Below are 20963 nucleotides of genomic sequence, written 5' to 3'. Positions count from 1 at the left end.
CGCCCCACCGCCGTCCACCCCGGGAGAACCCGTGTCCGCCGAACCGCACCGACCCGCCCCGGCGACCGACGGCAGCGCGCGGACCTGTGCGGGCGAGGGCTTCCACCCGCACCTGCCCGCACCGGACGCCGGCGGCCCGGACGCCGTCCCGCTCCGCGCCCGGCTGCACCACATCCGCGCCGACGCGCTCGACGGCGACACCGCGCAGAGCGGCGGCATGCGGCGCTTCGCGGCGATCAGCGGGCGCACCGTCGGCTCGGAGAAGCTCTGGATGGGCCAGACCCACGTCGCCCCCGCCACCGCCTCCTCCGACCACCACCACGGCGAGTCGGAGACCGCGATCCACGTGATCAGCGGCCACCCGGAGTTCGTCTTCCTCGACCACTCCGCCGACGGCGAACCGGTGGAGGTCAGGCTCCGCACCGGCCCCGGCGACTACATCTTCGTGCCGCCGTACGTCCCGCACCGCGAGGAGAACCCCGACCCCGCGCACGAGGCGGTGGTGGTGATCGCGCGCAGCACCCAGGAGGCGATCGTCGTCAACCTGCCGAGCCTGCACTCCGAGCCGCGCGCCGCCTCCTGACGGAACGTCACTGCGCCGGTGGGGCTTCGCCGTCCCGTCACCTGCGGTCTGCCCGCCGACGGCGACCGGCCATCTCCCGCTGGTACGGTCCTGCCGCGCGGCGCCGGACGGCGCCGCGGCGCACGTACAGGAGAGACCGCATGCCCACCACCATCCGCCGGGCCGTCATCCCCGCCGCCGGCCTCGGCTCCCGCCTGCTCCCGCTCACCAAGGCCACGCCGAAGGAGATGCTGCCGGTCGGCGACCGGCCGGTCATCGAGCACACGGTGCGCGAGCTGATCGACTCCGGGATCACCGACATCACCATCGTGGTCTCCGGCGACAAGAGCCTGATCCAGGAGCACTTCCGCCCCAACCCGGTGCTCGCCGCGCAGCTGCGCGCCGACGGCAAGACCGGCTACGCGGACGCGATCGAGGAGGTGGCGGAGCTCTCCCGCCGCGGCCACATCACCTACCTGTACCAGCACGGCCCGTACGGCAACGGCACCCCGGTGCTGAACGCCGCCCGCAACTTCGGCGACGAGCCGTTCCTGGTGCTGTGGCCGGACGACGTCTTCGTCTCCGAGGTGCCGCGCGCCCGGCAGCTGGTCAGCGCCTTCGACCAGACCAACGCGCCGGTGCTCGCCCTGATGCCGATGGACCCCTCCGAGTCGCACCGCTACGGCGTCCCGGTGGTCAAGGAGGACCTCGGCAGCGGCTCGCTGCGGATCACCGGGCTGGTCGAGAAGCCCAAGCCCGAGGACGCCCCCTCGCACTACGCGGCGATCGGCGGCTACGTGGTCACCCCCGGCGTGGTCGACGAGCTGCGCGAGCAGTACCGCCGCTTCCAGGAGAACCCGGTCGGCGAGCTGTACCTCACCGACGCGATCAACGCCTACGCCGCCCGCCGCGCCGTCTACGGCCAGGTCATCGAGGGCAACTGGTACGACACCGGCAACCCGCTCGCCTACCTCACCGCCCAGTTCGCCCACGCCCTCGCCCACCCCGAGTACGGCCCCGCCCTCCGCAAGCTCGCCCAGGGCCTCGACGAGAGCTCCGCGGCCCTCGACTGACACCGCGTCAGGTCGCGCCGCGGCCGGGGCCCGTCAGGGGGCGCCCCGGCCGACCGCGAGGGCGGCGTCAGCGGCGGTTCCGGGCGCGGACCTGCGGCGCCGGCTCGGTCGGCAGGCCCGCCAGGCGGAGCGCGGCGAGGGCGCTGCGCGAGCGGCTCTCGTCCTGAGCCGCGACGGCGGCCAGCATCGCCCGGTACAACTCGCCGTCGCCGTACACCTCGGCGGCGAACGCACCGATGTCGACGGCCGGACGCAACCGGACCACCTCGCCGACCAGGCCGAGTGCGAGACTCCGCTCCAGCGCCAGCGCCACCGCCGCCACCTCGCCGGTCGGCCGGCCGGCCACCTGCCGGAGCAGGCTGCGGACGTCCGCGGAACGGCCCGACTCCCACAACCGCACCGCCAGATCGGCCAGTTCGCCCGGCGGCGCGGACGCCCACTCCCACAGCAGCGTCTGCCCGTCCGCCGACTGACCGGCCTGCTCCAGCGCGGTCAGCAGCGCGGGCAGCGCCGCCGCCGGCACCGACCACAGCGCGTGGAACAGCACGGCGGCCTCGTCCACCTGCCCGGACCGGCGCAGCTCGGCGAGCGTGCCCGCCGCCTGCCCGGGGGCGCTGTGGGCCACCGACCGCGCCAGGTAGTCGGCCGAACCCGTCGGGCCGCCGGAGCGCAGCAGCTCGACCAGCCGCGCCACGTCCACCGGGGCCAGGGTCACGGCCGCCTGCGCGACGACGGCCGCCGACTCCTGGGCCGCGCCGCGGCGGTGGAGCTCACTCACCCGCTGGGCGAGCGCGCCGAGTTCACCCGGCGAGCGCAGCGGGACCGCCTGCACGGTCGGTGCGGGGGCGGACGGTTCCGCGCGCGGCGGGCCCGGCGGGTGGGCGGGGGCGTCGGAGTGCTGCGGCTCCGGCGACGCGGGCCGGACGCCGCCGAACCGGGCGCCGCGCAAGGGCTGGGCTCCGAGCGGGGGGAGGACGGGCGCGGCCTCGTCCTGGTACACGGTGCCGAAACGGGCGCCGGTGGGACGGGAGCGGGCGGGCTTGGCGGGTCGGCCGGCGGCTGCGGGGGCTGCCTGCGGCTCGGGTCCGGCCGTCGGCGTCGCCGGGGGCCGGTGGTCGGCCTCGGTGCCGCGGCGACCGGCGAAGCCGCCCTCGGACAGCAGCCGGTCCTCCAGCGCGAGCAGCCGGTCGCTCAGTTCCAGGCACCGCACGCCCAGGCCCTCGCGCAGGGTCTGCGCCTGGGTGAGCTGCCGGAGCAGCTCCTGGTCGGGTGGCGGTGCGAACTGGGCGTAGCCGTGGCCCTGGTGAGCGGAACCCTGGCCGTGCCCGTCGTGGACGTTCGACCGGGCGGTGCGGATGGCCTCCGTCAGCCGGCGCTCGCGTTGCGCGGCGAACTGCCGGGCCCGCAGCAGTTCGTCCAGTTCCGTGCGGAGTGACTGGACCTCGGCCGCGGACGGCCCCGGTTCCTGCATCGCCATCGAGTCCCGACCCTGACCTCTCTGGCGAACGGCTCCCGACTGCCCCCCGCCATGGACTGGAGGACATCCTGTCGCCGCCATACGGCGGTCACGTTACGGGCGTGAGTCCGGAGCTTTTCGGAGCACGCCCTCGATTCGCCTCCGCCGTAAGGGTGTTGGCGCATCGACACCGGAGGTCGCGGGGGAGCTCGTCGGCGGCGTCAGGTCGGGTGGACCAGTCGGCTCTCGTAGGCGAAGACCACGGCCTGGATCCGGTCGCGGAGTTCGAGCTTCTGCAGGATCCGGCCCAGGTGGGACTTCACGGTCGCCTCCGCGAGGCGGAGAGTGGCGGCGATCTCGCTGTTGGACAGGCCGCGGCCCACCTCGACGAGCACCTCGCGTTCGCGGGCACTGAGCCGGCCCAGCCGCTCGTCGCCGCGCGCGGTGCGGCCGTCGGGCAGGTGCGGGCGGAGGTTCTCCAGCAGGCGCCGGGTGATCCGCGGGGAGACCACCGCGTCGCCCGCGGCGACGCTGCGGATCGCCGTGAGGAGCTCCTCGGGCCTGGTGTTCTTCAGCAGGAAGCCCGAGGCTCCGGCACCCAGTCCGGCGAAGGCGTACTCGTCCAGGTCGAAGGTGGTGAGGATCAGCACGCGGCTCCGCGGGCAGCTCCTGACGATCTGCCGGGTCGCCTCGATCCCGTCGGTCCCGGGCATCCGGACGTCCATCAGGACCACGTCGGGGCGGAGCTCCCGGGCGAGGCGGACGGCCTGGGCGCCGTCCGCGGCCTCGCCGACCGGCGCCATGTCGGGCTGTGCCTCCAGGACCGTGCCGAAGGCCATCCGCAGCAGCGCTTCGTCGTCGGCGATCAGGATGCGGATCGTCATGCGGACGCCGCTCCGCTGCTGCCGAGGACGAGGCGGGTGCGGACTCCCCAGCCGCCGCCCGGCAGCGGTCCGGCCTCCAGGGTCCCCCCGTAGGCGGCCGAGCGCTCGCGCATGCCGGGGATGCCGTGCCCGGACGGGGCGTTGGCGGCGGCGGGGCGGGGCGGGCGGGGGCCGCTGTCGGTGACGTCGACGGTGACGGTCTCGGTCGAGCAGTCGATCCGCACCCTGGCGCGGGTGCCGGCGGGGGTGTGCTTGAGGGTGTTGGTCAGGGCTTCCTGCACCAGGCGGTAGACGGTGAGTTGCGCGGTGGCGGGGACGTGGGTGTGACCGCCGTGGACCTCCAGCCGGGTCGGCAGTCCGGCGGCGCTCATCTGCTCGGCGAGGGTGCCCAGTTGGGCGATGCCGGGCAGCGGGTGGCGCTCCGCGTCCGGTTCGTCGGTCCGCAGGATGCCCAGCGAGCGCCGCATGTCGGTCAGGGCCTGGCGGCCCGTCTCGGAGATCTGGCGCATCGCGGCGGTGCTCTTCTCCGGCGCGCGGTGCTGCGCGTAGACGGCGGCGTCGGTGAGCGCGACCATGACGGACAGGTTGTGGGTGACGATGTCGTGCATCTCCCGGGCGATCCGCGTCCGTTCCTCGGCGACGGCCAGTCGCGCCCGCTGCTCCCGTTCCTGCGCCAGGCGGGCGGCCCGCTCCTCCAGCGCCGCGAGGTAGGCGCGCGTGGTCCGCACGTTCACGCCGAGGACGGCGGCGGCGACGACCGTCGCCGTGACCGCGACGAAGGGGGTCAGGAAGGCGCCCTCCGGCGCCCAGCGCAGGCAGGCCAGCAGGGCCCCGGCCTCCACGACGGCGCCGGCGACCAGCGCGCCGCGCCGCCCGGCCTGCGCGGCCGCGGTGTACAGCGCCACCAACAGAGCGATGTCCGACGGTAGTTGAACGTCCACCAGCCACTGGACGAAGGCCGCGGCCGCCACCACGCCGAACACCGCGAGCGGGGCCCGCCGCCGCCACACCAGGGGCAGCGCGAGGGCGGCGGTCAACGCCACCGCCACCGGCAACTCCCGCGCCGGGTACGTGGTCAGGGCGTGGACGAGCAGCAGCACCGGCAGCAGCGAGTCCCCCACCACGGACGGCAGCCGGAGTCCCCGGCGCCCGGCGGCGGCCTCGGTCATCACACGCGTCCCTGTCCATCCGGCGTCATGGCGGCCCTGCCACGGTGGGGCCTGTCGTCGAATCCCCGTCCGCCCCACGGAGGCCGGCACGCACGCCCGCCACCACGCCGGGGGTTCGACGACCAACCCTAGGCCGCAGGCCCCGCGGAGCACATGAGTCCACCGTCGGAGGTCGCCCCGCCGAGGTACGACCGCAGGAGGAGTCCCGGCACCTCCCGGGGTCGCAAAGCGCCCGTGCATCCGGCGGGCCGGAGTGCGACTCCGGTGGCACCCGACCCGCCACGGCGGGCGACCCCGGTGGCACCCGGCGGCGACCCGGGGCCGATGCGGCGGCGCCCGCCCCGCGCCGACGATGGCCTGGTGACCGAGATCATCGCGGGACCGTCCGTGTCCCCTCTGGAAATCCTCGCCCTGCTGGGCGCCGTCGCGTTGGTGACGGCGCGTTGGCTTCCGCCCGCCGCCCGCCCCCGCGTCACGATCGCGGCGGCGGCGGTCCTCCTGCCGTCCGCGATCGTGCTCGCCGTGGTGGGGATCCGCTGGCAGCTGCTGCCCGTCCTGGCGGGCGCCGCCCTCGCCGCGCCGTTCGCGCTCGCTCCCCTGCTGCGCCGCCGTAGCGGGCGGACGGCGTGGCGGGCCCGCTGGTGGCTGGCGTTGCCGGGATCGCTGGCCTGCGCCGGACTGATCGCCGCGGGCCCGGTGGCGGCCTGGGCGTTCCCCGTTCCCGTGTTCCCCGAGCCGACGGGCGAGTTCGCGGTCGGCACCCGCGTGGTGCAGTGGACCGACCCCGGCCGACCCGAGACCTTCACCGCCGACCCGAACGACCTGCGCACCGTCGTGGTCCAACTCTGGTACCCCGCTCAGCCGAGCCCCGCGGGCACGCCGCGGGCCCAGTACCTCGGACGCACGCAGGACGAGGCGCGCACCGTCTCCGACGCGCTGGCCCACGGGGTCGGCCTGCCGGGCTTCCTGGTCGACGGTGTTCCGCAGGCCCGCTCGCACGCGGTCTTCGACGCCCCGGTGGCCGGCCGCGAGGGACGGTTCCCCGTCGTCCTGTTCTCCCCCGGGTCGGGCGGCGTGCGCACCCAGAACACCGCGTGGGCGGAGGAACTGGCCAGCCACGGGTACCTGGTGGCCGCCCTCGACCACCCGTACGACTCCGCCGCCGTCGTCCTCGCCGACGGCCGGACGATCACCAGCGCGACCTCCTCCACCGGCGACCGGGACCAGGACGAGAAGCTGGCGGCCGACTGGACCGCGGTGCGGGCCGCCGACCTCGGCTTCGTCCTCACCCGGCTGGAGGGCCTGGACCGCGGTGCGGCCGCCGACCCGCTGACCGGACGCCTGGACACCGGCCGGGCGGCGGTGGCCGGCCACTCCATGGGCGGCGCCGCCGCCCTGCAGGCGGCCCGGCAGGACCATCGGTTCGCCGCCGTCATCGACCTGGACGGCTTCCCGCACGGCCCCACCGAACCCGCCCTCGACCGGCCGGCACTCGCCCTCACCCAGGCCGTCACCCCGGCCACCGACCCGCGCTACCTGCCCCGGCTCACCGAGGTGCTCGACTCCGACACCGCGCCCAGCTACCGGCTCACCATCCCCGGCGCCGCCCACCTCACCTTCATGGACGGCCCGCTGTACCTGCCGCCCGTCCCGTCGATCGTCGGCTCCCTGGGCCGCGACGAGAGCCCGCGCCTCGTCGCCGCAGCCACCCTGGCCTTCCTGGACGCCGTCCTGCGCGACCGCCCCGGCGACCCGGCGGCCGACCTGTCTCGCTACGGCAGCCTCACCGTCCACCACCCGGACACCGTCCGCTGACGGGCCGACCCCCGGGGCCCCGCCTCAGCCCTGGCCGAAGGTGCGCTTGTCGTCGCCGCAGTCGTAGGCGGGCAGGTAGCAGCAGCGGCTGGATCGCGTAGTTCGGCCCGTCGCCGATCACGGAGGGGTCGCAGGTGTAGATCGCCCGCAGCAGCGCCAGCGACAGGTTGCGCGGCAGGGCGCTGTTCGGGGCCAGCGCCACGGTCTCGGCGTCGATCGCGAACGGCACGTACGCCACGGCCGGCGTCCCGAAGTCCGGGGTGGACTGCGGCCCGGGGAACAGCGCGCGGGCGAACTGCGCGCACTGGTCCTGGGGCGGGACGTTCTGCAGGTACTGCATGTTCTGCACGCCGGTCTTCGAGTTCACCGGGCGGTTGTTGAAGGTGCAGGCGGGGTCGGCCTCGGTCTTCACCGGCGTCGGTCCGAAGCCGTAGGAGGCGATCACCTTGGTGCCGTTGATGGTGACGGCGTCGGACAGCGCGTCCATCACCGGCACGGTCAGGTCGGTCCCGAAACCGGGCAGCAGCCGGTACGTCGGCGCGCCGGCCGGGTCCGCCTGGGCCGGCACGCCGCCGAGCAGCGGGGTGACCAGGCCCAGCACCACGGCCAGCGCCAGCCGAACGGCCTTTCCACTCATCGCGAGGTGTCCCTTCGTCAAGGATGCCCGCGGACAAGTGAGTTGGCGTGCAGCACGGGCCGGCCAAGTCTGCGGCCCGCCCGTGTGCTCCGGGTGTCGGCCCGTGGTCCATCGGGGGAACGACCCGGTGCTCCCGGTCCGCCGACGCGCCTGCCTCGCCCGCCCGTCGGCGGACCGTCAGGCGACGACCGCCTTCGCCTGCGGGGCGAGGCCGAGCACCCGGTCGAGGTAGGCGTTGGCGAAGACGCCGGTCGGGTCGAGGGTGTCGCGCAGCGCGGTGAAGTCGTCGAAGTGCGGGTAGCGGGGCCGCAGTTCGGCGGTGCCGAGGTCGTGCATCTTGCCCCAGTGCGGGCGGCCGCCGTACCCGGCGAGGATCCGCTGGCAGGCGTCGAAGTACTTGCGGTACGGCATCAGGTGGTACTGGTGGAAGGCGATGTAGCAGTTCTCCCGGCCGTGCGCGGTGGAGAGCCAGATGTCGTCGGGCGCGACGAACCGGACCTCCAGCGGGAAGATCACCGGCTCGTCGGTGCGCTCGACGAACTGCCGGATCTCCTGCAGGGCCTCGACCGCGTGCTCCCGGGGGATGCAGAACTCGCCCTCCACGAACCGGACGTCGCGCGCCGAGGCGAAGATCTTGTACGAGAGGTCGGTCCACTCCCGGGCGGACATCGCCTTGGCTGCGAACTTGGCGATCGGCCGGACGGTGCCGGGGAACCGGGTGCCGACCCGGCACAGCGCCTCGTACGCGGGCCCGCTCACGAACTCGTCGACCCGGCGGGAGAGGTTGCCGATCGGGTGCAGCTCGGCGGTGCCGGGCAGCCGGGTGAACCGGCGGGTCAGCGCGGTCTCGCTGTAGGGGAACCAGAAGAACTCGAAGTGGTCGTTGTCGTCGGCGAGTTGCTGCACGTTCTCGAGGACCTCGGCGACCGGCACCGCGGTGTCGCGGGCGTGCAGGGCGAAGCGCGGGACGCACTGCAGGGTGACCCGGGTGAGCACGCCGAGCGCGCCGAGGCCGACCCGGGCGGCGGCGAACAGCTCGGGGCGTTCGGTGGCCGAACAGGTCGTCACCGTGCCGTCGGCGAGCACGAGTTCGAGGGCCCGGACCTGGGTGGCGATGCCGCCGAAGCGGGTGCTGGAGCCGTGGGTGCCGGTGGAGATGGCGCCGGCGATGGTCTGCCGGTCGATGTCGCCGAGGATCTCCATCGCCAGGCCGTGCTCGGCGAGCAGCGGGTTGAGCTTCCACAGCGGCATGCCCGCGCCGACGGTGACCAGGCCGGTGGCCGCGTCGACCTCGATCAGCGCGTCCAGGTGGTCCAGGCGCAGCTGGACGCCGGGGGCGAGGGCGGCCGGGCTGAAGGAGTGGCCGGAGCCGATCGCCTTCACCCGGTGGCCGTCCCGGACGGCGGCGGTGACGGCCTCGGCAACCGCGGCGGTGTCGCGCGGGGCGAGGGTCCGGGCCGGCCGGATCTGCTCGTTACCCGCCCAGTTGCGCCATGCCTCTGTCATGCCCGCGTCCTCCTGGTTCGGTGAATCGGCGCCCCGCTCGATGGGTGCCTCTGCCGACTCGATCGGTGTCTCGATGATCTGTCGGCGCGACGCGTGGCGGCTCGGTGAATGGACGGAAGAATGAACTTGGTCGAGCGTCCAAGTCAACCGTCCGGAACACTTGACTTGGACATCCGACCAAGACAAGGTGACGACCCACCGGCTCCCACCGAGCCGACCTCCCGCCGAGCCGAGGAGAGGACCGCCGTGACCATCGAGCACCTGCACCGGGCGACCGCCGAGCTGCGCCCGCCGTTCGCCGTCGTCGACCTCGGCGCGCTGCGCCAGAACACCGCCCAGCTGGTCCGCCGCGCCGCGGGCAAGCCGATCCGGCTGGCCAGCAAGTCGCTGCGCTGCCGCGCCCTGATCGACCAGACGCTGAGCGTGCCCGGCTTCCACGGTGTCCTCGCCTTCACCCTGCCCGAGGCGCTCTGGCTGGCCCGCACCCTGGACGAGGAGCGCGGCGACATCCTGGTCGGCTACCCGTGCGCCGACCTGGCGACCCTGCGCGAACTCGCCGCCGACGAGCAGGCCGCCGCCCGGGTCGCGGTGATGGCCGACAGCGTCGAGCACCTCGACCTGATCACCGCCGCGATCGGCCCGGACGGCCCGCCGATCCGGGTCTGCCTCGACCTGGACGCCTCGCTGCGCATGCTCGGCGGCCGGGTCCACCTCGGCATGCGCCGCTCCCCCCTGCACTCCCCCGAGGCCGCCGCCGCCCTCGCCCGCGCGGTCGTCGATCGGCCGCGGCTGAAGCTGGTCGGCGTGATGTCGTACGAGGGCCAGATCGCCGGACTCGCCGACAACTCGCCCGGCGCCCCGCTGCACCGCGCCGGGGTCCGGCTGATGCAGCGGCTCTCCACCCGCGAGCTCGCCGCCCGGCGGGCCGCCGCCGTGCAGGCCGTACGACGGGTCGCGCCGCTGGAGTTCGTCAACGGCGGCGGCACCGGCAGCCTGGAGCAGACCGCCGCGGAGCACGCAGTCACCGAACTGGCCGCCGGCTCCGGCGTCTACGCGCCCACGCTCTTCGACCACTACCGGGTCTTCACCCCCCGCCCGGCCGCGTTCTTCGCCCTCACCGTTACCCGCCGCCCCGCGCCCGGCATCGCCACCGTCCTCGGCGGCGGCTGGACCGCCTCCGGCCCGGCCGGCCGCGACCGCCTGCCCACCCCCGTCTGGCCGACCGGCCTGCGGCTGATCGCCCAGGAGGGCGCGGGCGAGGTGCAGACCCCGCTCACCGGCCACGCCGCGGACCGGCTGCGCCTCGGCGACCGGGTCTGGTTCCGGCACGCGAAGGCCGGCGAGCTGTGCGAACGCGTCGACTCCCTCCACCTGGTCGACGGCGGCCGGATCGTCGACGAGGTCCCCACCTACCGCGGCGAAGGCCTCGCCTTCCTCTGACCCACGCCCGCCGCGCCCCGCCCCGCCGGCCGACCCGCCGGGCCCTGGGCTCGCCCTCCGCCGAGCGCGCCCTTCGTCCCTCCGTCCCTTCGCCCCTCCATCCCCTCGGTCCGCCCTCGGCCTGGCGTTACGGTCGGCCCCCGGCGCTCGGGTAACCTGCCGGGCGCCGGTCGTGATCTTCCCGCGACCGGGCACGACCGTCCCTCGCCCCTCAACCTGCTGGAGCCCGCCATGAGCCGTCGTTCGGCCGACGAGCGCCGCGAGGAGCTGATCGAGGCGGCGATCCGGGTGATGATCCGCGAGGGCGTCGCCAAGGCCACCACCCGCGCCGTGGTCGCCGAGGCGGGCCTGCCGCTCGGCGCCTTCCACTACTGCTTCCGCTCCAAGGAGGAGCTGCTGCAGAGCGTCATCGAACGGATCATGGCCCGCTCGCTGACCCCCGCCACCGCCGGCCTGCGCGACGCCCCGCCCGCCGAGGCCATCCGCACCGGCCTGCACACCTACTGGGAACTGATCCGCCGTCACCCCGACGAGCACCTGCTGACCTACGAGCTCACCCAGTACGCGCTGCGCCAACCCGGCCTCGCCGAACTCGCCCGCCGCCAGTACCGGCAGTACCTCGCCTCGGTCCACACCACCCTGCAGACCCTCTCCCACCTCGCCGACATCGACTGGACCGTGCCGCTGCCCGTCCTCGCCCGCTACGGCCTGGGCGTCCTCGACGGCCTCACCCTCACCTGGCTGATCGACCGCGACGACACCCTCGCCTACGCCGCCCTCGACGAGTTCGCCGACTACCTCCTGTCGGTCGCCCGCCCCCGCCGGGGCTGAACACCCGCCCATGCAGCAGCAGGTGACACTCCATCAGCCCCGCCTCGGCGCCACCGCCTACCGCGTCCTGCGGTCCGCCACCGCCCCGGGCCGCCTCACCCTGCACGACGACCACCACTGGCTGTCGCTGTACGCCGACCGCGAGGGCACGGCCCGCCTGGTCGCCCTGTGGTCCCTGGCCGCCCGCTCGCCGCACTCCCTCATCCACCTCCCGCTGCGCACCGCCCCCGCCCCGGACACCCTCGACCTGGTCCTCGCCCACCACAGCCTCCAGTTCCGCCCCGCCGACTGGAAGGCCCTGCGCGCCCGACTCGGCCCCGGCCGCCCGCACACCACCGGCACCCCCGACCACGACTTCCGCACCGGCCCGAACGCCCACGAACGCCGCCACCACCACGACTTCCGCGACCACCTCGCCTTCGACCTCGCCGCCCACACCCTCTTCGTCACCGGCAGCGCCACCGCCTTCCGCGACACCGGCTCCGCCCTGGCCACCCTCCTCGCCGACGCCCCCGCCGAACACCACCGCCACCACCGCACCCCGTCCCACGGCACCCACGCCTGCACCGAACTCACCACCGGCCCGCGCTGTTTCCCCCACCCACCACAGCGAAACGCACCGGGTGTCCTCCACGTCCAATACGTCCCCGACCGAACCGCCTGAGCCGTCGATAGCCGATCCTGCGCGCTCGGCCACCTGCGGCGAGCCAGGCTGCCCGTGCACCCGCCTGTCGTGGTCGGAACGTAGGCTACGGCCGTGACTGTGCCTGACCTGGTTCCCATTCGGCACGAGCCGGACTACCGGACACCCACCATCGGACGGTGGGATGGCGGCCAGTTCTTCGCCCACGTCAGCGGGGTCTTCGTAGGCCGCGACGACGACGGCCGGGTGGTGCGACGGTGGTACTCCGTCCTGCACGAGTTCGATGCCGCCGGTCAGCACCTGAACTCCCGTATCAGGACAGCGGGAACGACCCCCGACGGGCCGGCGAAGGCCCCGACGGTGGAAGCCGCGCAGCAACTCCTGACAAAATGGTTGGACTCGCTGCCCGGTCGCCGCTTCACCGACATCGCCGTCGCCCCGTTCTCCGTGGAGGTCGACGGCACACTGTTCGGCCTGGTCCGTGAGTGCCACGGCGAGTATCCAACGGGAGAGGAACGCTTCGACTGGGCCGAGTTCCACCCGACCGGGCTCGGGTTCAGCGCACCGTGGGACGGCTCGTACGACACGTGAGGGAGTTGCACTCCACCACCCACCGCTTGGGCTGGGCCCGGAAGCCACGCGGGCCACGGTCCTTGCGGACGATCTCCACATCGCGGCCGAGGATCTTGGCGGGAGCCCCGAGCCCGTCCTCCGCTGTCCGAGGAATTCGTGTGCTCAGCCCTCCAGCAAGTCTCCCGGCACCGAGTCCCGCAGCTGTTCCAGGGCCTCTTCCGTACGGGCCCGGACATTCAGGCAGAAGCCGTCGAGTTCACGGAGCAGGACATCATCACCCGCGAACCAGCGCATCCCGCGTCCCACACGTGGAAGCTCCTGAAAGAACCGTCCCAGTCCGACCTCCTCGGCGTCCGCCTCCAGGAAGTCGGTGAGCCCGTCCCCGAACAGGACCACCTCGGACATGACCATCTCGATGCAGGCGACCGTCAGACTCGGCTCCCAGGCCTCCCATCGCTCCTGCGTCCTGTCGGCGAGATCCGCACGCATCACTGTGCCGGGGTCGTCCCGGTCCAGGTCCTTCAGCAGGACGCCCCAGGAGGCAGCGCCCTGGTTCTCCACCCGGTACACGAGCGCGCCGTCGGCCACATACAACTCGTCAGGCTTGAGCAGCCTGTCGTGATTGCTGGTGAGGTCGCTCCGCCGCCCGAGGAGCAGGTAGGCCTCACGAAGCGCTGCTGGTAGGACCAGGCCCAGACGTCGCTCGGCCGCCTCGATCTCGACGCTGCTCCAGCCGTCGCCCGGCTGGACCGGTTGCTGCCAGTAGGCCGCGAAGTCGGCGACGAATCGCCAGGCTCTTGTACGGTCGTGCAACGCCTCGGACAGCCGGGTGTGAATGTCGAAGGTCTCAGTCATGCCCGCACCCTACGGCGGGACACGGACACCGCCTGTTCGCGGGGTTGAGGTCGAACAGCGAGCTCAGAGCCAGTCGCGCTTCTTGAAGATCAGGTACAGGCTGGCGCAGACCACGCCCATCAGGCCGATGGCGAAGGGGTAGCCGAAGGCCCAGTGGAGTTCCGGCATGTCGTCGAAGTTCATGCCGTAGACGGTGCCGATCAGGGTGGGGGCGAAGAGGATGGCGGCCCAGGAGGAGATCTTCTTGATCTCGTCGTTCTGGGCGTGGCCGGCCTCGGCGAGTTGCTTCATCTCCTCGTTCTGCGCCTGCGAGACCAGGGTGGCGTTGACGGTGAGGATGTTCTGGAGCATCTGGCGGAAGCCGTCGACGCGTTCGGCCGTGTAGGTGGCGTGGTCGGCGACGTCGCGCAGGTAGCGCTGGAGTTCCTCGTCGGTGCCGTACTTCTGGAAGCCGGCTTCCAGGCTGCGCATGATCTCCAGCAGGGGGCCCGTGGCGCGCTGGAGTTCGATGACCTCGCGGGAGAGTTCGTAGATGCGGCGGGAGACCTTGGGGTCGCCGCCGAAGACCTCGGTCTCGATCTCGTCGATGTCGTGCTGGAGCCCGGCGATCACGGGGGCGTAGCCGTCGACGACGGCGTCCAGGACGGCGTAGAGGACGGCTTCGGGGCCGAGGGCGAGGAGGTCGGGGTCGGACTCGAGGCGGCCGCGGACCATCGAGAGGTCGGGCGACTGGGAGTGACGGACCGTCAGGACGAAGTCGGGGCCGACGAAGAGGTGGATCTCGCCGAAGTCGACCTCCTCGACGTCGTCGAGGTAGCGGGCGGCGCGCAGCACCACGAAGAGGGTGTCGCCGTAGCGTTCCAGCTTGGGGCGCTGGTGGGCGACGATGGCGTCCTCGACGGCGAGTTCGTGCAGGTCGAAGCGTTCGGCGGCTTCCAGCAGCTGGGCCTCGGCGGGGCGGTAGAGGCCGATCCAGGCCATCGTGCCGGGCTTGCCGGGCAGCTCGCGGTAGATCTCGGCGAGGCTGGAGGGGGTCTCTATCCGGTGGCCGCCGCGGTAGACGCCGGCGTCGACGACGGAGCGCTCCAGCGAGACGCGGGTGGGGTCGGGCTTGGGTTCGGGCCGCGGGTCGAGCGAGTGCTCGGGCGCGTCGGCGTGGCCCTCGGCGCGGGCGGGCCGGGTGAACGGACGCTTGCTGGCGCGCACGGCGCGCACTCGCCAGTCGGACATGGCGGGAACCTCCACGGGTCAGGGTCCGCCGCGCCCTCCCGCGCGTGGGGCGCGGGGTTCGGAGACGGGACGGCGGGGCGCCCGAGGAGCGGAGCACGCGTACCGCTGCCCGTTCGGCGGGCGGGGGTGCGGGGCTACCGGTACCGGGGGCCCGGAGCGGGTGAGAACATCCCGGAGCGGGGCCGACTTCGGCCCGGACTACTGCACTCCACCGCTCCCACCTCCTCTTTCTCCGGTCGCGCCGAGGCGTCACGACCGGGGCAAGTGTAGTCCCGCCGGGCCCGCGGCCCGGCCCGGGGTGACCGCCACCCGCCGACGGCGGTCACCCGAAGAGCCGCCCGACGGCTGCCGGCCGAGCCGACGGACCGTCAGCCCACGTTCCACGGCTGGATCTTGGCGACGTCCGCGGGATCGGCCTGTACGGGCGCACCGGCCGCGTTGGCGGCGGTGAGCAGCAGTCCGGTGGCGGCGTTGCGGATGGTGACAGGGCGGGTGGCCGGGTCCTGGGTGATCCGCCATTCCTGCCAGGGGTTGCCGGGGGCGACGTCGAGCAGGTAGGCGGGGTCGCCGGGGTTGGTGCCGGCGGCGAGGACGCTGTGCTGCTGGGTGGGCGCGGCAGGAGGTGTCCGGAGGTGGGGTCGTTGCCGGTGCCGTCGGTGCCGCTGACGGGGTTGCCGTGGTCGTCGTAGAGCTGCATCGCCCCTTCCGGGGTGCGGACGATGTCGCTGCTCTGGCCGTCGCGGTGCCACAGCGACCAGCCGTCGTCGACGGTCACGGTGTCGTAGCCGGCCGCGACCAGGCCGTTGGCGGCCTTGTGGTCGATGGTCCGGACGACCTGCTGCAGGGTGATGTTCGGGCCGAAGGTGTTCCAGGAGTTCCAGCCCATCGGCGGGGTGAGCGCCAGGCCGTTGTCGAGGGCGGCGGCGGGGGTGGGGGCGGCCAGGACGGCGGCGGCGAGGGCGGGCAGGGTGAGTGCCAGTGCGGCGAGTGCGCGGACCAGGCCGGTCGGGGTGCCCATCCGGAGTCCTTCGGGGTGTTGACGCGGCGTCAGGTGGTGCCGGCGGACGGGTGGGGGGGGGCCGGCAGGCACCGGCGTTCGGCGGCGCGACCATCCGAAGATCACCCCGGCGGTGCGGGCGCCGGCCCGCGATGGTCAACTTGGACGGTGAGTGACGATCAGAACGCCGCCGAGCCGCCCCTGCCCGGCACCGCCGTCGAACGCCGCCCCGCCCCGGTCGTCCGCTGCCGGCGCTGCGACCGCCCGCTACGCCGCCCGGAGTCCCGCTGGGAGAAGCTCGGCCAGCACTGCGCCGGCGCCCCGGATCGCGCTCCGCTCGTCTACCGGATCGACCAGGACGAACTCCCCGGCATCTGACGCGCGGCCACCCTGACGCCCCGTCAACTCCCCCACCCTTCTCGACTGCACCGCTCATGCGCGATCGTGTCGATGATTTTCATGCACTGCGCAAAGCATTGCGGATTCATGTCAACGGCATTACGTTCGCTGCGGCTCCGCCCCCGGCTCCGCGCTTCCGCGGACCGCGGCTCGTGCACGCCCAGGAAGGGATCCGATGAGACTTCGACCCAGCGCCGGCCCGCGGGCCTGGACGGGACTGGTCGTCACCGCCTTGATCGCATGCGGCACGCTGGTTCCGGCGCTCGCCCCGACCGCGACGGCAGCCGCCCCGGCCGGCGCCGGAGCCACCCTCCCGTTCACCGAGTTCGAGGCCGAGGCGGGCACCCTGACCGGCGGCGCGACCGCCGTGGCCCTGACCGCCGCGCCCACCACCCCGTACGCCAGCGCCGCGCTGGAGGCGTCCGGCCACGCGTACGTGCACCTCGCCGCGACCGGCCAGGGCGTGCGGTGGACCAACACAACCGGCGGGCCGCTCACCGCGATCAACGTCCGGGAGAGCATCCCGGACTCCGCGACCGGCGGCGGCACCACCGCCACGCTGAACCTGTACGTGGACGGGGTGTTCCGGCAGGCGCTGAACCTCAACTCCAAGCAGAGCTGGTTCTACGAGGGCGGCAGCAACCACTACAACGGCAGCGACCAGAACCCCGCCGACGGCAACCCGCGGGACTTCTTCGACGAGTCGCACACCTTCGTCAGCGGCGCGCCGATCGCCGCCGGCAGCACCATCGAGCTGCGCAAGGACGCCGCCAACTCAGCCGCGTTCTACGACATCGACGTCCTGGACGCGGAGAACCCGCCCGCTCCGCTCCCCCAGCCCGCCGGTTCGCTCTCGCTCACCGACTGCGGCGCGGTCGCCTCCACCGCGCCGACCAACGGCTCGGCCGCCCCCGGTGCGGTCGACAGCACCGCGGCGATCCAGAACTGCGTCAACCAGGCCCAGGCCCAGGGCCGGACGCTGTGGATCCCGGCCGGCACCTTCTACCTCCGGGGCACCACCGGCCTGAACGCCCAGGGCATCACGATCGCCGGCGCCGGCATGTGGTACAGCACGATCTACCGCGACGTGCCGCTGCCCAACAACACGCCGCTGGCCGCACTGTTCAACCTGACGTCCTGTCACGTCCGGGACTTCCGGCTGGACTCCGACGCCACCAGCCGCGAGATGGTCGACGGCGGCGGCGGCGCGATGGACACCACCGGCACCAACTGGTCCTCCGACAACATCTGGAGCCGGCACGTCGAGTCCGGCTACTGGGCCTCCGGCACCGGCGGCGCGGTCCGCGGCGCCCGGGTCACCGCGGTGTGGGCGGACGGCATCAACATCAACAACGTGTCGCTGAACAACGGCACCGGCAACGACATCACCGCGACGAACAACTTCGTGCGCGGCACCGGCGACGACGGCATGGCCATCAACTCCGTGGCGTACAACACCGATTCGGGCGGCAACAAGACGTACTACACCGCCATGTCGCACATCACGATGACCCACAACACGGTCATCGCACCGTGGGGCGGCAAGGGCATCGGCATCTACGGCGGCAGCGGCCACGACGTGGAGGGCAACTACATCGCCGACACCGCCCGCTACATCGGCCTCGGCGCGGGCCGGTTCGGGGTCAACGGCAGCGACCTGCTGGGCGCCACCGTCAGCGGCAACACCGTGGTCCGCTCCGGCGGCAACGGCTACAGCCAGGGCCAGCCGGCGCTGCACGTCGGCAACGGCGGCGACGGGCAGAACGTCGGCGTGGTCGACCACGTGACGGTCACCGACAACACCGTGCTGAACTCGCTGTACGACGGGGTGGGCCTGTCCGCCTCCACGAACACGCTGCTGCAGGGCAACACCGTCACCTCGCCGGGCCGCAACGGCTTCGTCGTCGCGCCGCCCTTCTACCCGGCGCCCAACGGCTCGGCCACCCTCACCGCGAACACCGTCACCGGCCTCGCCGTCGGCGCGTCCGCCTTCCTGAACAACTCGGCCGCCTTCACCGTCTCCGGCAGCGGCAACAGCTGGAACGGCGGCGGCCCCAACCCCGAGGCCCCGTACGGCGGGACGCCCGCCGCTCTGCCCGGCCCGGTGCAGGCCGAGAACTACGACACCGGCGGCCCCGGCGTCGGCTACTTCGTCAACTCGGTCAACGGCACCGGCAACGGCTACCGCGCCGACGGCGTCGACCTGGAGGCCACCTCCGACACCGGCGGCGGCTACAACCTCGGCTGGACGTCGAACGGCCAGTGGCAGCGGTACACCGTCGACGTCGCCACCGCCGGGACGTACACGGTCACCCTCCGGTACGCGGCCCCCGCCGCCGTCACCGGCGCGCTGCACCTCGCGGACGCCGCCGGCGCCAACCTCAGCGGCTCCGTCGCCCTGGCCGCCACCGGCGGCTGGCAGACCTGGGGCAACGCCACCGCGCAGGTCACCCTGCCCGCCGGCCGCCAGGTGCTGACCCTCGCCCAGGACAACGGCGGCTGGAACCTCAACAGCCTCCAGTTCACCGCCTCCGGCGGCGGCACCCCGCCCCCGCCGACCAACCTCGCGGCCGGCCGGCCCACCGCCGAGTCCTCGCACACCGACGTCTACGCCTCCGCGAACACCACCGACGGCAACCAGGGCAGCTACTGGGAGAGCGCCAACAACGCCCTCCCGCAGTGGGTGCAGGTCGACCTGGGCTCGGCCCGGCAGGCGAGCCGGGTGGTGCTGCAGCTGCCCGCCGGCTGGGGCGCCCGCACCCAGACCCTCGCCCTGCTCGGCTCCACCGACGGCAGCGCCTTCACCACCCTGAAGGCTTCGGCGGCCTACGTCTTCGACCCGGCGTCCGGCAACACCGTCACCGTCTCCTTCCCCGCCGCCTCGGCCCGGTACGTGCGGGTCGCGGTCACCGCCAACACCGGCTGGCCGGCCGGCCAGCTCTCCGAGTTCCAGGTCTGGGACCAGTGACCCACTGACCCGGGCGGGGCGGTTCCGGTGACCGGGACCGCCCCGCCCGCGCCGCCGACCGGACGCCTCGCGGGGGTCGTTCGGCGCCCGCCGAGCCGATGCGGCAGAGTATCCGCCATGACCCCGCAGCCCGCCCCCAGTGCCCCCGCCTCCCGCGCCCCGGCGGCCGGCGCGCGCCGCCGACCGGTGCAGCAGCGCAGCCAGGAGCGGTACGAACGGCTGCTGGACGCCTGCGCGGGAGTGCTCGACGAGGTCGGCGCGACCGGCCTGACCACCAAGGAGGTCGCGGCCCGCGCCGAGGTGCCGATCGGCACGCTCTACCAGTTCTTCGCCGGCAAGGAGGGCCTGCTCGCCGCCCTCGCCGAACGCAACCTGGCCTGCTTCCTGGACCGCCTCGCCCACCGCGCCGAGCAGGCGCGGGCACTGGACGTCCCGGACTTCGTCGACCTCGCCGTCGAGGAGTTCGTCGCGATGAAGCGCGCCGTCCCCGGCTTCGGCCACCTCGACTTCGGCCTGGTCGACGCCACCCCCGCCGAGGTCAGCGACGACCTCCACCTGCTCGACGCCGAACTCGACAACAACGCCGCCGTCGCCGTCCGGCTGCGCGCCATCGGCGGCGAGCTGTTCGCCGCCCCCGGCTACGCGCTGGCCCTGCGGGTCGCGATGGAGTGCGCCGACGCCGTCCTCAAGCTGGCCTTCCGGATCGCCCCCGACGGCGACCCCGCGCTGATCGCCGAGTGCAAGCGCCTGGTGCGCCACTACCTCGCCGACCCGCCCGCCGCCGGCTGAGCCCCGTCCGGGCACCGAGCCCGGCCGGGCGCCGGACCCGCAGCGCGCCGCCGGGCGTCCGGTTCCGCCATTGCACCGCCCGGACGGCCGCCGCACAGTGGAAACAAGGGTTCTCCCCCGTCCCACCGGTCCGCCGTCCCGCAGGAGCAGACATGCAAGCCACAGTGGGTGACCACGTCCACATGTACAGCAGGTCGGTCGGCATGATCGACCGCAAGGGCGAGATCGTCGAGGTTCGCGGCAGCAACGGCGAACCCCCGTACCTCGTCCAGTTCGAGGACGGGCACAGCAGCCTCGTCTACCCCGGCCCCGACTGCGTCGTCGAGCACCAGCTCGCCGAGGAGCAGCGCTGACCCCGGGCCGCGGCCCGGTAGGAGGAGCGAACACCTTTGCCCCCGCCCCTGCCGGGCCCGCTGGCCCACCTCGCGCCGCTGCTCGACGACTACGGGTACCTCGCGGTCGGCGTCCTGGTCTTCCTGGACAACTGCGTGATCCCCGTGCCCGGCCAGACCATCCTGACGCTGGCCGCGGTGTACGCGGGCACGGGGCAGCTGTCGCTGCCGGTGGTGCTCGTCGTGGCGGTGCTGGCGGCCATCCTGGGTAACGCCGCGGCGTACGTGATCGGCCGCACCGGCGGCCTGGCGTTCGTCCACCGCTGGGGCCGCTACGTGCGGCTCACCCCGGAGCGGATGGAGCGCGCCGACGCCTTCTTCCGCCGCCGCGGCGCCCTGGTGGTCACCGGGGCGCGCTTCGTGGACGGCCTGCGGCAGACCAACGGCCTGGTGGCCGGCACCACCGAGATGCCGTGGAAGCGCTTCATGGCGGCCAACACGGCGGGCGCCGTGCTGTGGGCGGGGGTGTGGGCGTGCATCGGCTACTTCGCGGGCAGCAACATCGACACCCTGTACCGGCAGGCCGTCCGCTACCAGGTCTACCTGCTGGCCGCGCTCGGACTGGTGGTGGCCGCGCTCGCCGTCCGCGCCTACCTGCGCCGCCGCTCGCGCAAGGCCGGCAACGGGGGTTCCCAAGGTGGGGGACCCGACGACGGCGGGGGCCCCGATGACGGCTCGGGATCGCCCGGGAACGTGTCGACCGGCGGGCACGACCGCGACTGACCCACCGTCAGCCCGCCGGCC

At 73.8% G+C, this 20963-nt stretch carries 20 protein-coding genes; 12 read left to right on the top strand and 8 right to left on the bottom strand.

Going from position 1 to position 20963, the window contains the following annotated elements:
• Positions 1-31: 31 nt before the first annotated feature.
• Together ACWD4U_RS11110 and ACWD4U_RS11105 are read left to right on the top strand one after the other, a co-directional pair.
• The gene (locus tag ACWD4U_RS11110; protein ID WP_363457069.1) at positions 32-583 is read left to right on the top strand and encodes a cupin domain-containing protein; all 552 of its coding nucleotides are present in this window, start codon (positions 32-34) and stop codon (positions 581-583) included.
• Between the two features lie 140 nt (positions 584-723).
• Positions 724-1635: a UTP--glucose-1-phosphate uridylyltransferase gene (locus ACWD4U_RS11105; RefSeq protein ID WP_363457067.1), complete on the top strand. Its 912-nt coding sequence runs from the start codon at positions 724-726 to the stop codon at positions 1633-1635.
• Between the two features lie 67 nt (positions 1636-1702).
• On the opposite strand, the gene ACWD4U_RS11100 is transcribed toward ACWD4U_RS11105, so the two are convergent.
• From ACWD4U_RS11100 to ACWD4U_RS11090, 3 genes are all read right to left on the bottom strand, one after another.
• Positions 1703-3112 carry a hypothetical protein gene (locus ACWD4U_RS11100; protein ID WP_363457064.1) on the bottom strand — a complete coding sequence of 470 codons (1410 nt, stop codon included), beginning with the start codon at positions 3110-3112 and terminating at the stop codon, positions 1703-1705.
• 200 nt (positions 3113-3312) lie between these two features.
• Complete coding sequence (locus ACWD4U_RS11095; protein WP_363457061.1) at positions 3313-3975, bottom strand: response regulator transcription factor; 663 nt, start codon at positions 3973-3975, stop codon at positions 3313-3315.
• Positions 3972-5144, bottom strand: a complete 1173-nt coding sequence (locus ACWD4U_RS11090; RefSeq protein ID WP_363457058.1) for a sensor histidine kinase — start codon at positions 5142-5144, stop codon at positions 3972-3974. Before ACWD4U_RS11090 ends, ACWD4U_RS11095 begins: the two co-directional genes overlap by 4 nt.
• 324 nt (positions 5145-5468) lie before the next feature.
• On the opposite strand from ACWD4U_RS11090, the gene ACWD4U_RS11085 reads away from it, so the two are divergent.
• Entirely contained in the window at positions 5469-6959 is a 1491-nt protein-coding gene (locus ACWD4U_RS11085; protein ID WP_363457222.1) for an alpha/beta hydrolase family protein, read from the top strand.
• Here ACWD4U_RS11085 and ACWD4U_RS11080 read toward each other — a convergent pair.
• Both ACWD4U_RS11080 and ACWD4U_RS11075 read right to left on the bottom strand, forming a co-directional pair.
• On the bottom strand, positions 6928-7596 hold the full coding sequence (locus tag ACWD4U_RS11080; protein WP_363457055.1) for a hypothetical protein: 669 nt from the start codon (positions 7594-7596) through the stop codon (positions 6928-6930). The two genes, ACWD4U_RS11085 and ACWD4U_RS11080, sit on opposite strands and share 32 nt — an antisense overlap.
• Before the next feature lie 177 nt (positions 7597-7773).
• The gene (locus ACWD4U_RS11075) at positions 7774-9102 is read right to left on the bottom strand and encodes a D-arabinono-1,4-lactone oxidase (protein WP_363457052.1); all 1329 of its coding nucleotides are present in this window, start codon (positions 9100-9102) and stop codon (positions 7774-7776) included.
• Positions 9103-9348: 246 nt separating this feature from the next.
• On the opposite strand from ACWD4U_RS11075, the gene ACWD4U_RS11070 reads away from it, so the two are divergent.
• The 4 genes from ACWD4U_RS11070 (at position 9349) to ACWD4U_RS11055 (ending at position 12607) form a co-directional block, all read left to right on the top strand.
• Positions 9349-10542 (top strand): amino acid deaminase/aldolase, encoded by a 1194-nt coding sequence (locus ACWD4U_RS11070; protein ID WP_363457049.1) that lies wholly within the window; start codon positions 9349-9351, stop codon positions 10540-10542.
• A 231-nt stretch (positions 10543-10773) separates the two neighbouring features.
• The gene (locus tag ACWD4U_RS11065; RefSeq protein ID WP_363457046.1) at positions 10774-11373 is read left to right on the top strand and encodes a TetR/AcrR family transcriptional regulator; all 600 of its coding nucleotides are present in this window, start codon (positions 10774-10776) and stop codon (positions 11371-11373) included.
• A gap of 10 nt (positions 11374-11383) precedes the next feature.
• Positions 11384-12037 (top strand): hypothetical protein, encoded by a 654-nt coding sequence (locus tag ACWD4U_RS11060; RefSeq protein WP_449787163.1) that lies wholly within the window; start codon positions 11384-11386, stop codon positions 12035-12037.
• A gap of 93 nt (positions 12038-12130) precedes the next feature.
• Positions 12131-12607 (top strand): hypothetical protein, encoded by a 477-nt coding sequence (locus tag ACWD4U_RS11055; protein WP_363457040.1) that lies wholly within the window; start codon positions 12131-12133, stop codon positions 12605-12607.
• Positions 12608-12751: 144 nt separating this feature from the next.
• On the opposite strand, the gene ACWD4U_RS11050 is transcribed toward ACWD4U_RS11055, so the two are convergent.
• From ACWD4U_RS11050 to ACWD4U_RS11040, 3 genes are all read right to left on the bottom strand, one after another.
• Positions 12752-13444: an SMI1/KNR4 family protein gene (locus ACWD4U_RS11050; RefSeq protein WP_363457037.1), complete on the bottom strand. Its 693-nt coding sequence runs from the start codon at positions 13442-13444 to the stop codon at positions 12752-12754.
• 63 nt (positions 13445-13507) lie between these two features.
• Positions 13508-14674: a magnesium and cobalt transport protein CorA gene (locus ACWD4U_RS11045; RefSeq protein ID WP_363457034.1), complete on the bottom strand. Its 1167-nt coding sequence runs from the start codon at positions 14672-14674 to the stop codon at positions 13508-13510.
• A 322-nt stretch (positions 14675-14996) separates the two neighbouring features.
• Positions 14997-15692 carry a hypothetical protein gene (locus tag ACWD4U_RS11040; RefSeq protein WP_363457031.1) on the bottom strand — a complete coding sequence of 232 codons (696 nt, stop codon included), beginning with the start codon at positions 15690-15692 and terminating at the stop codon, positions 14997-14999.
• Positions 15693-15839: 147 nt separating this feature from the next.
• On the opposite strand from ACWD4U_RS11040, the gene ACWD4U_RS11035 reads away from it, so the two are divergent.
• The 5 genes from ACWD4U_RS11035 to ACWD4U_RS11015 all read left to right on the top strand — a co-directional run bounded on the left by ACWD4U_RS11035 (position 15840) and on the right by ACWD4U_RS11015 (position 20942).
• Entirely contained in the window at positions 15840-16049 is a 210-nt protein-coding gene (locus ACWD4U_RS11035) for a DUF6011 domain-containing protein (RefSeq protein ID WP_363457028.1), read from the top strand.
• Positions 16050-16245: 196 nt separating this feature from the next.
• Positions 16246-19038: a discoidin domain-containing protein gene (locus ACWD4U_RS11030; RefSeq protein WP_363457025.1), complete on the top strand. Its 2793-nt coding sequence runs from the start codon at positions 16246-16248 to the stop codon at positions 19036-19038.
• Positions 19039-19155: 117 nt separating this feature from the next.
• On the top strand, positions 19156-19827 hold the full coding sequence (locus tag ACWD4U_RS11025) for a TetR/AcrR family transcriptional regulator (protein WP_363457018.1): 672 nt from the start codon (positions 19156-19158) through the stop codon (positions 19825-19827).
• A 152-nt stretch (positions 19828-19979) separates the two neighbouring features.
• Entirely contained in the window at positions 19980-20180 is a 201-nt protein-coding gene (locus ACWD4U_RS11020; RefSeq protein ID WP_363457016.1) for a DUF1918 domain-containing protein, read from the top strand.
• Positions 20181-20216: 36 nt separating this feature from the next.
• Complete coding sequence (locus tag ACWD4U_RS11015; protein WP_363459188.1) at positions 20217-20942, top strand: DedA family protein; 726 nt, start codon at positions 20217-20219, stop codon at positions 20940-20942.
• Positions 20943-20963 lie beyond the last annotated feature (21 nt).

It is taken from the genome of Kitasatospora sp. NPDC002522, from assembly GCF_053595195.1.
This window is presented reverse-complemented; position numbering and strand designations above follow the sequence as displayed.

Bases quoted from the DNA above. Each gene is read 5' to 3' on its own strand.
- ACWD4U_RS11100 (WP_363457064.1), bottom strand. From the start codon at position 3,112: ATGGCGATGCAGGAACCGGGGCCGTCCGCGGCCGAGGTCCAGTCACTC.
- ACWD4U_RS11095 (WP_363457061.1), bottom strand. From the start codon at position 3,975: ATGACGATCCGCATCCTGATCGCCGACGACGAAGCGCTGCTGCGGATG.
- ACWD4U_RS11045 (WP_363457034.1), bottom strand. From the start codon at position 14,674: ATGTCCGACTGGCGAGTGCGCGCCGTGCGCGCCAGCAAGCGTCCGTTC.
- ACWD4U_RS11030 (WP_363457025.1), top strand. From the start codon at position 16,246: ATGAGACTTCGACCCAGCGCCGGCCCGCGGGCCTGGACGGGACTGGTC.
- ACWD4U_RS11080 (WP_363457055.1), bottom strand. From the start codon at position 7,596: ATGAGTGGAAAGGCCGTTCGGCTGGCGCTGGCCGTGGTGCTGGGCCTG.
- ACWD4U_RS11075 (WP_363457052.1), bottom strand. From the start codon at position 9,102: ATGACAGAGGCATGGCGCAACTGGGCGGGTAACGAGCAGATCCGGCCG.
- ACWD4U_RS11090 (WP_363457058.1), bottom strand. From the start codon at position 5,144: ATGACCGAGGCCGCCGCCGGGCGCCGGGGACTCCGGCTGCCGTCCGTG.
- ACWD4U_RS11065 (WP_363457046.1), top strand. From the start codon at position 10,774: ATGAGCCGTCGTTCGGCCGACGAGCGCCGCGAGGAGCTGATCGAGGCG.
- ACWD4U_RS11060 (WP_449787163.1), top strand. From the start codon at position 11,384: ATGCAGCAGCAGGTGACACTCCATCAGCCCCGCCTCGGCGCCACCGCC.
- ACWD4U_RS11105 (WP_363457067.1), top strand. From the start codon at position 724: ATGCCCACCACCATCCGCCGGGCCGTCATCCCCGCCGCCGGCCTCGGC.
- ACWD4U_RS11085 (WP_363457222.1), top strand. From the start codon at position 5,469: ATGCGGCGGCGCCCGCCCCGCGCCGACGATGGCCTGGTGACCGAGATC.
- ACWD4U_RS11020 (WP_363457016.1), top strand. From the start codon at position 19,980: ATGCAAGCCACAGTGGGTGACCACGTCCACATGTACAGCAGGTCGGTC.
- ACWD4U_RS11050 (WP_363457037.1), bottom strand. From the start codon at position 13,444: ATGACTGAGACCTTCGACATTCACACCCGGCTGTCCGAGGCGTTGCAC.
- ACWD4U_RS11040 (WP_363457031.1), bottom strand. From the start codon at position 15,692: ATGGGCACCCCGACCGGCCTGGTCCGCGCACTCGCCGCACTGGCACTC.
- ACWD4U_RS11025 (WP_363457018.1), top strand. From the start codon at position 19,156: ATGACCCCGCAGCCCGCCCCCAGTGCCCCCGCCTCCCGCGCCCCGGCG.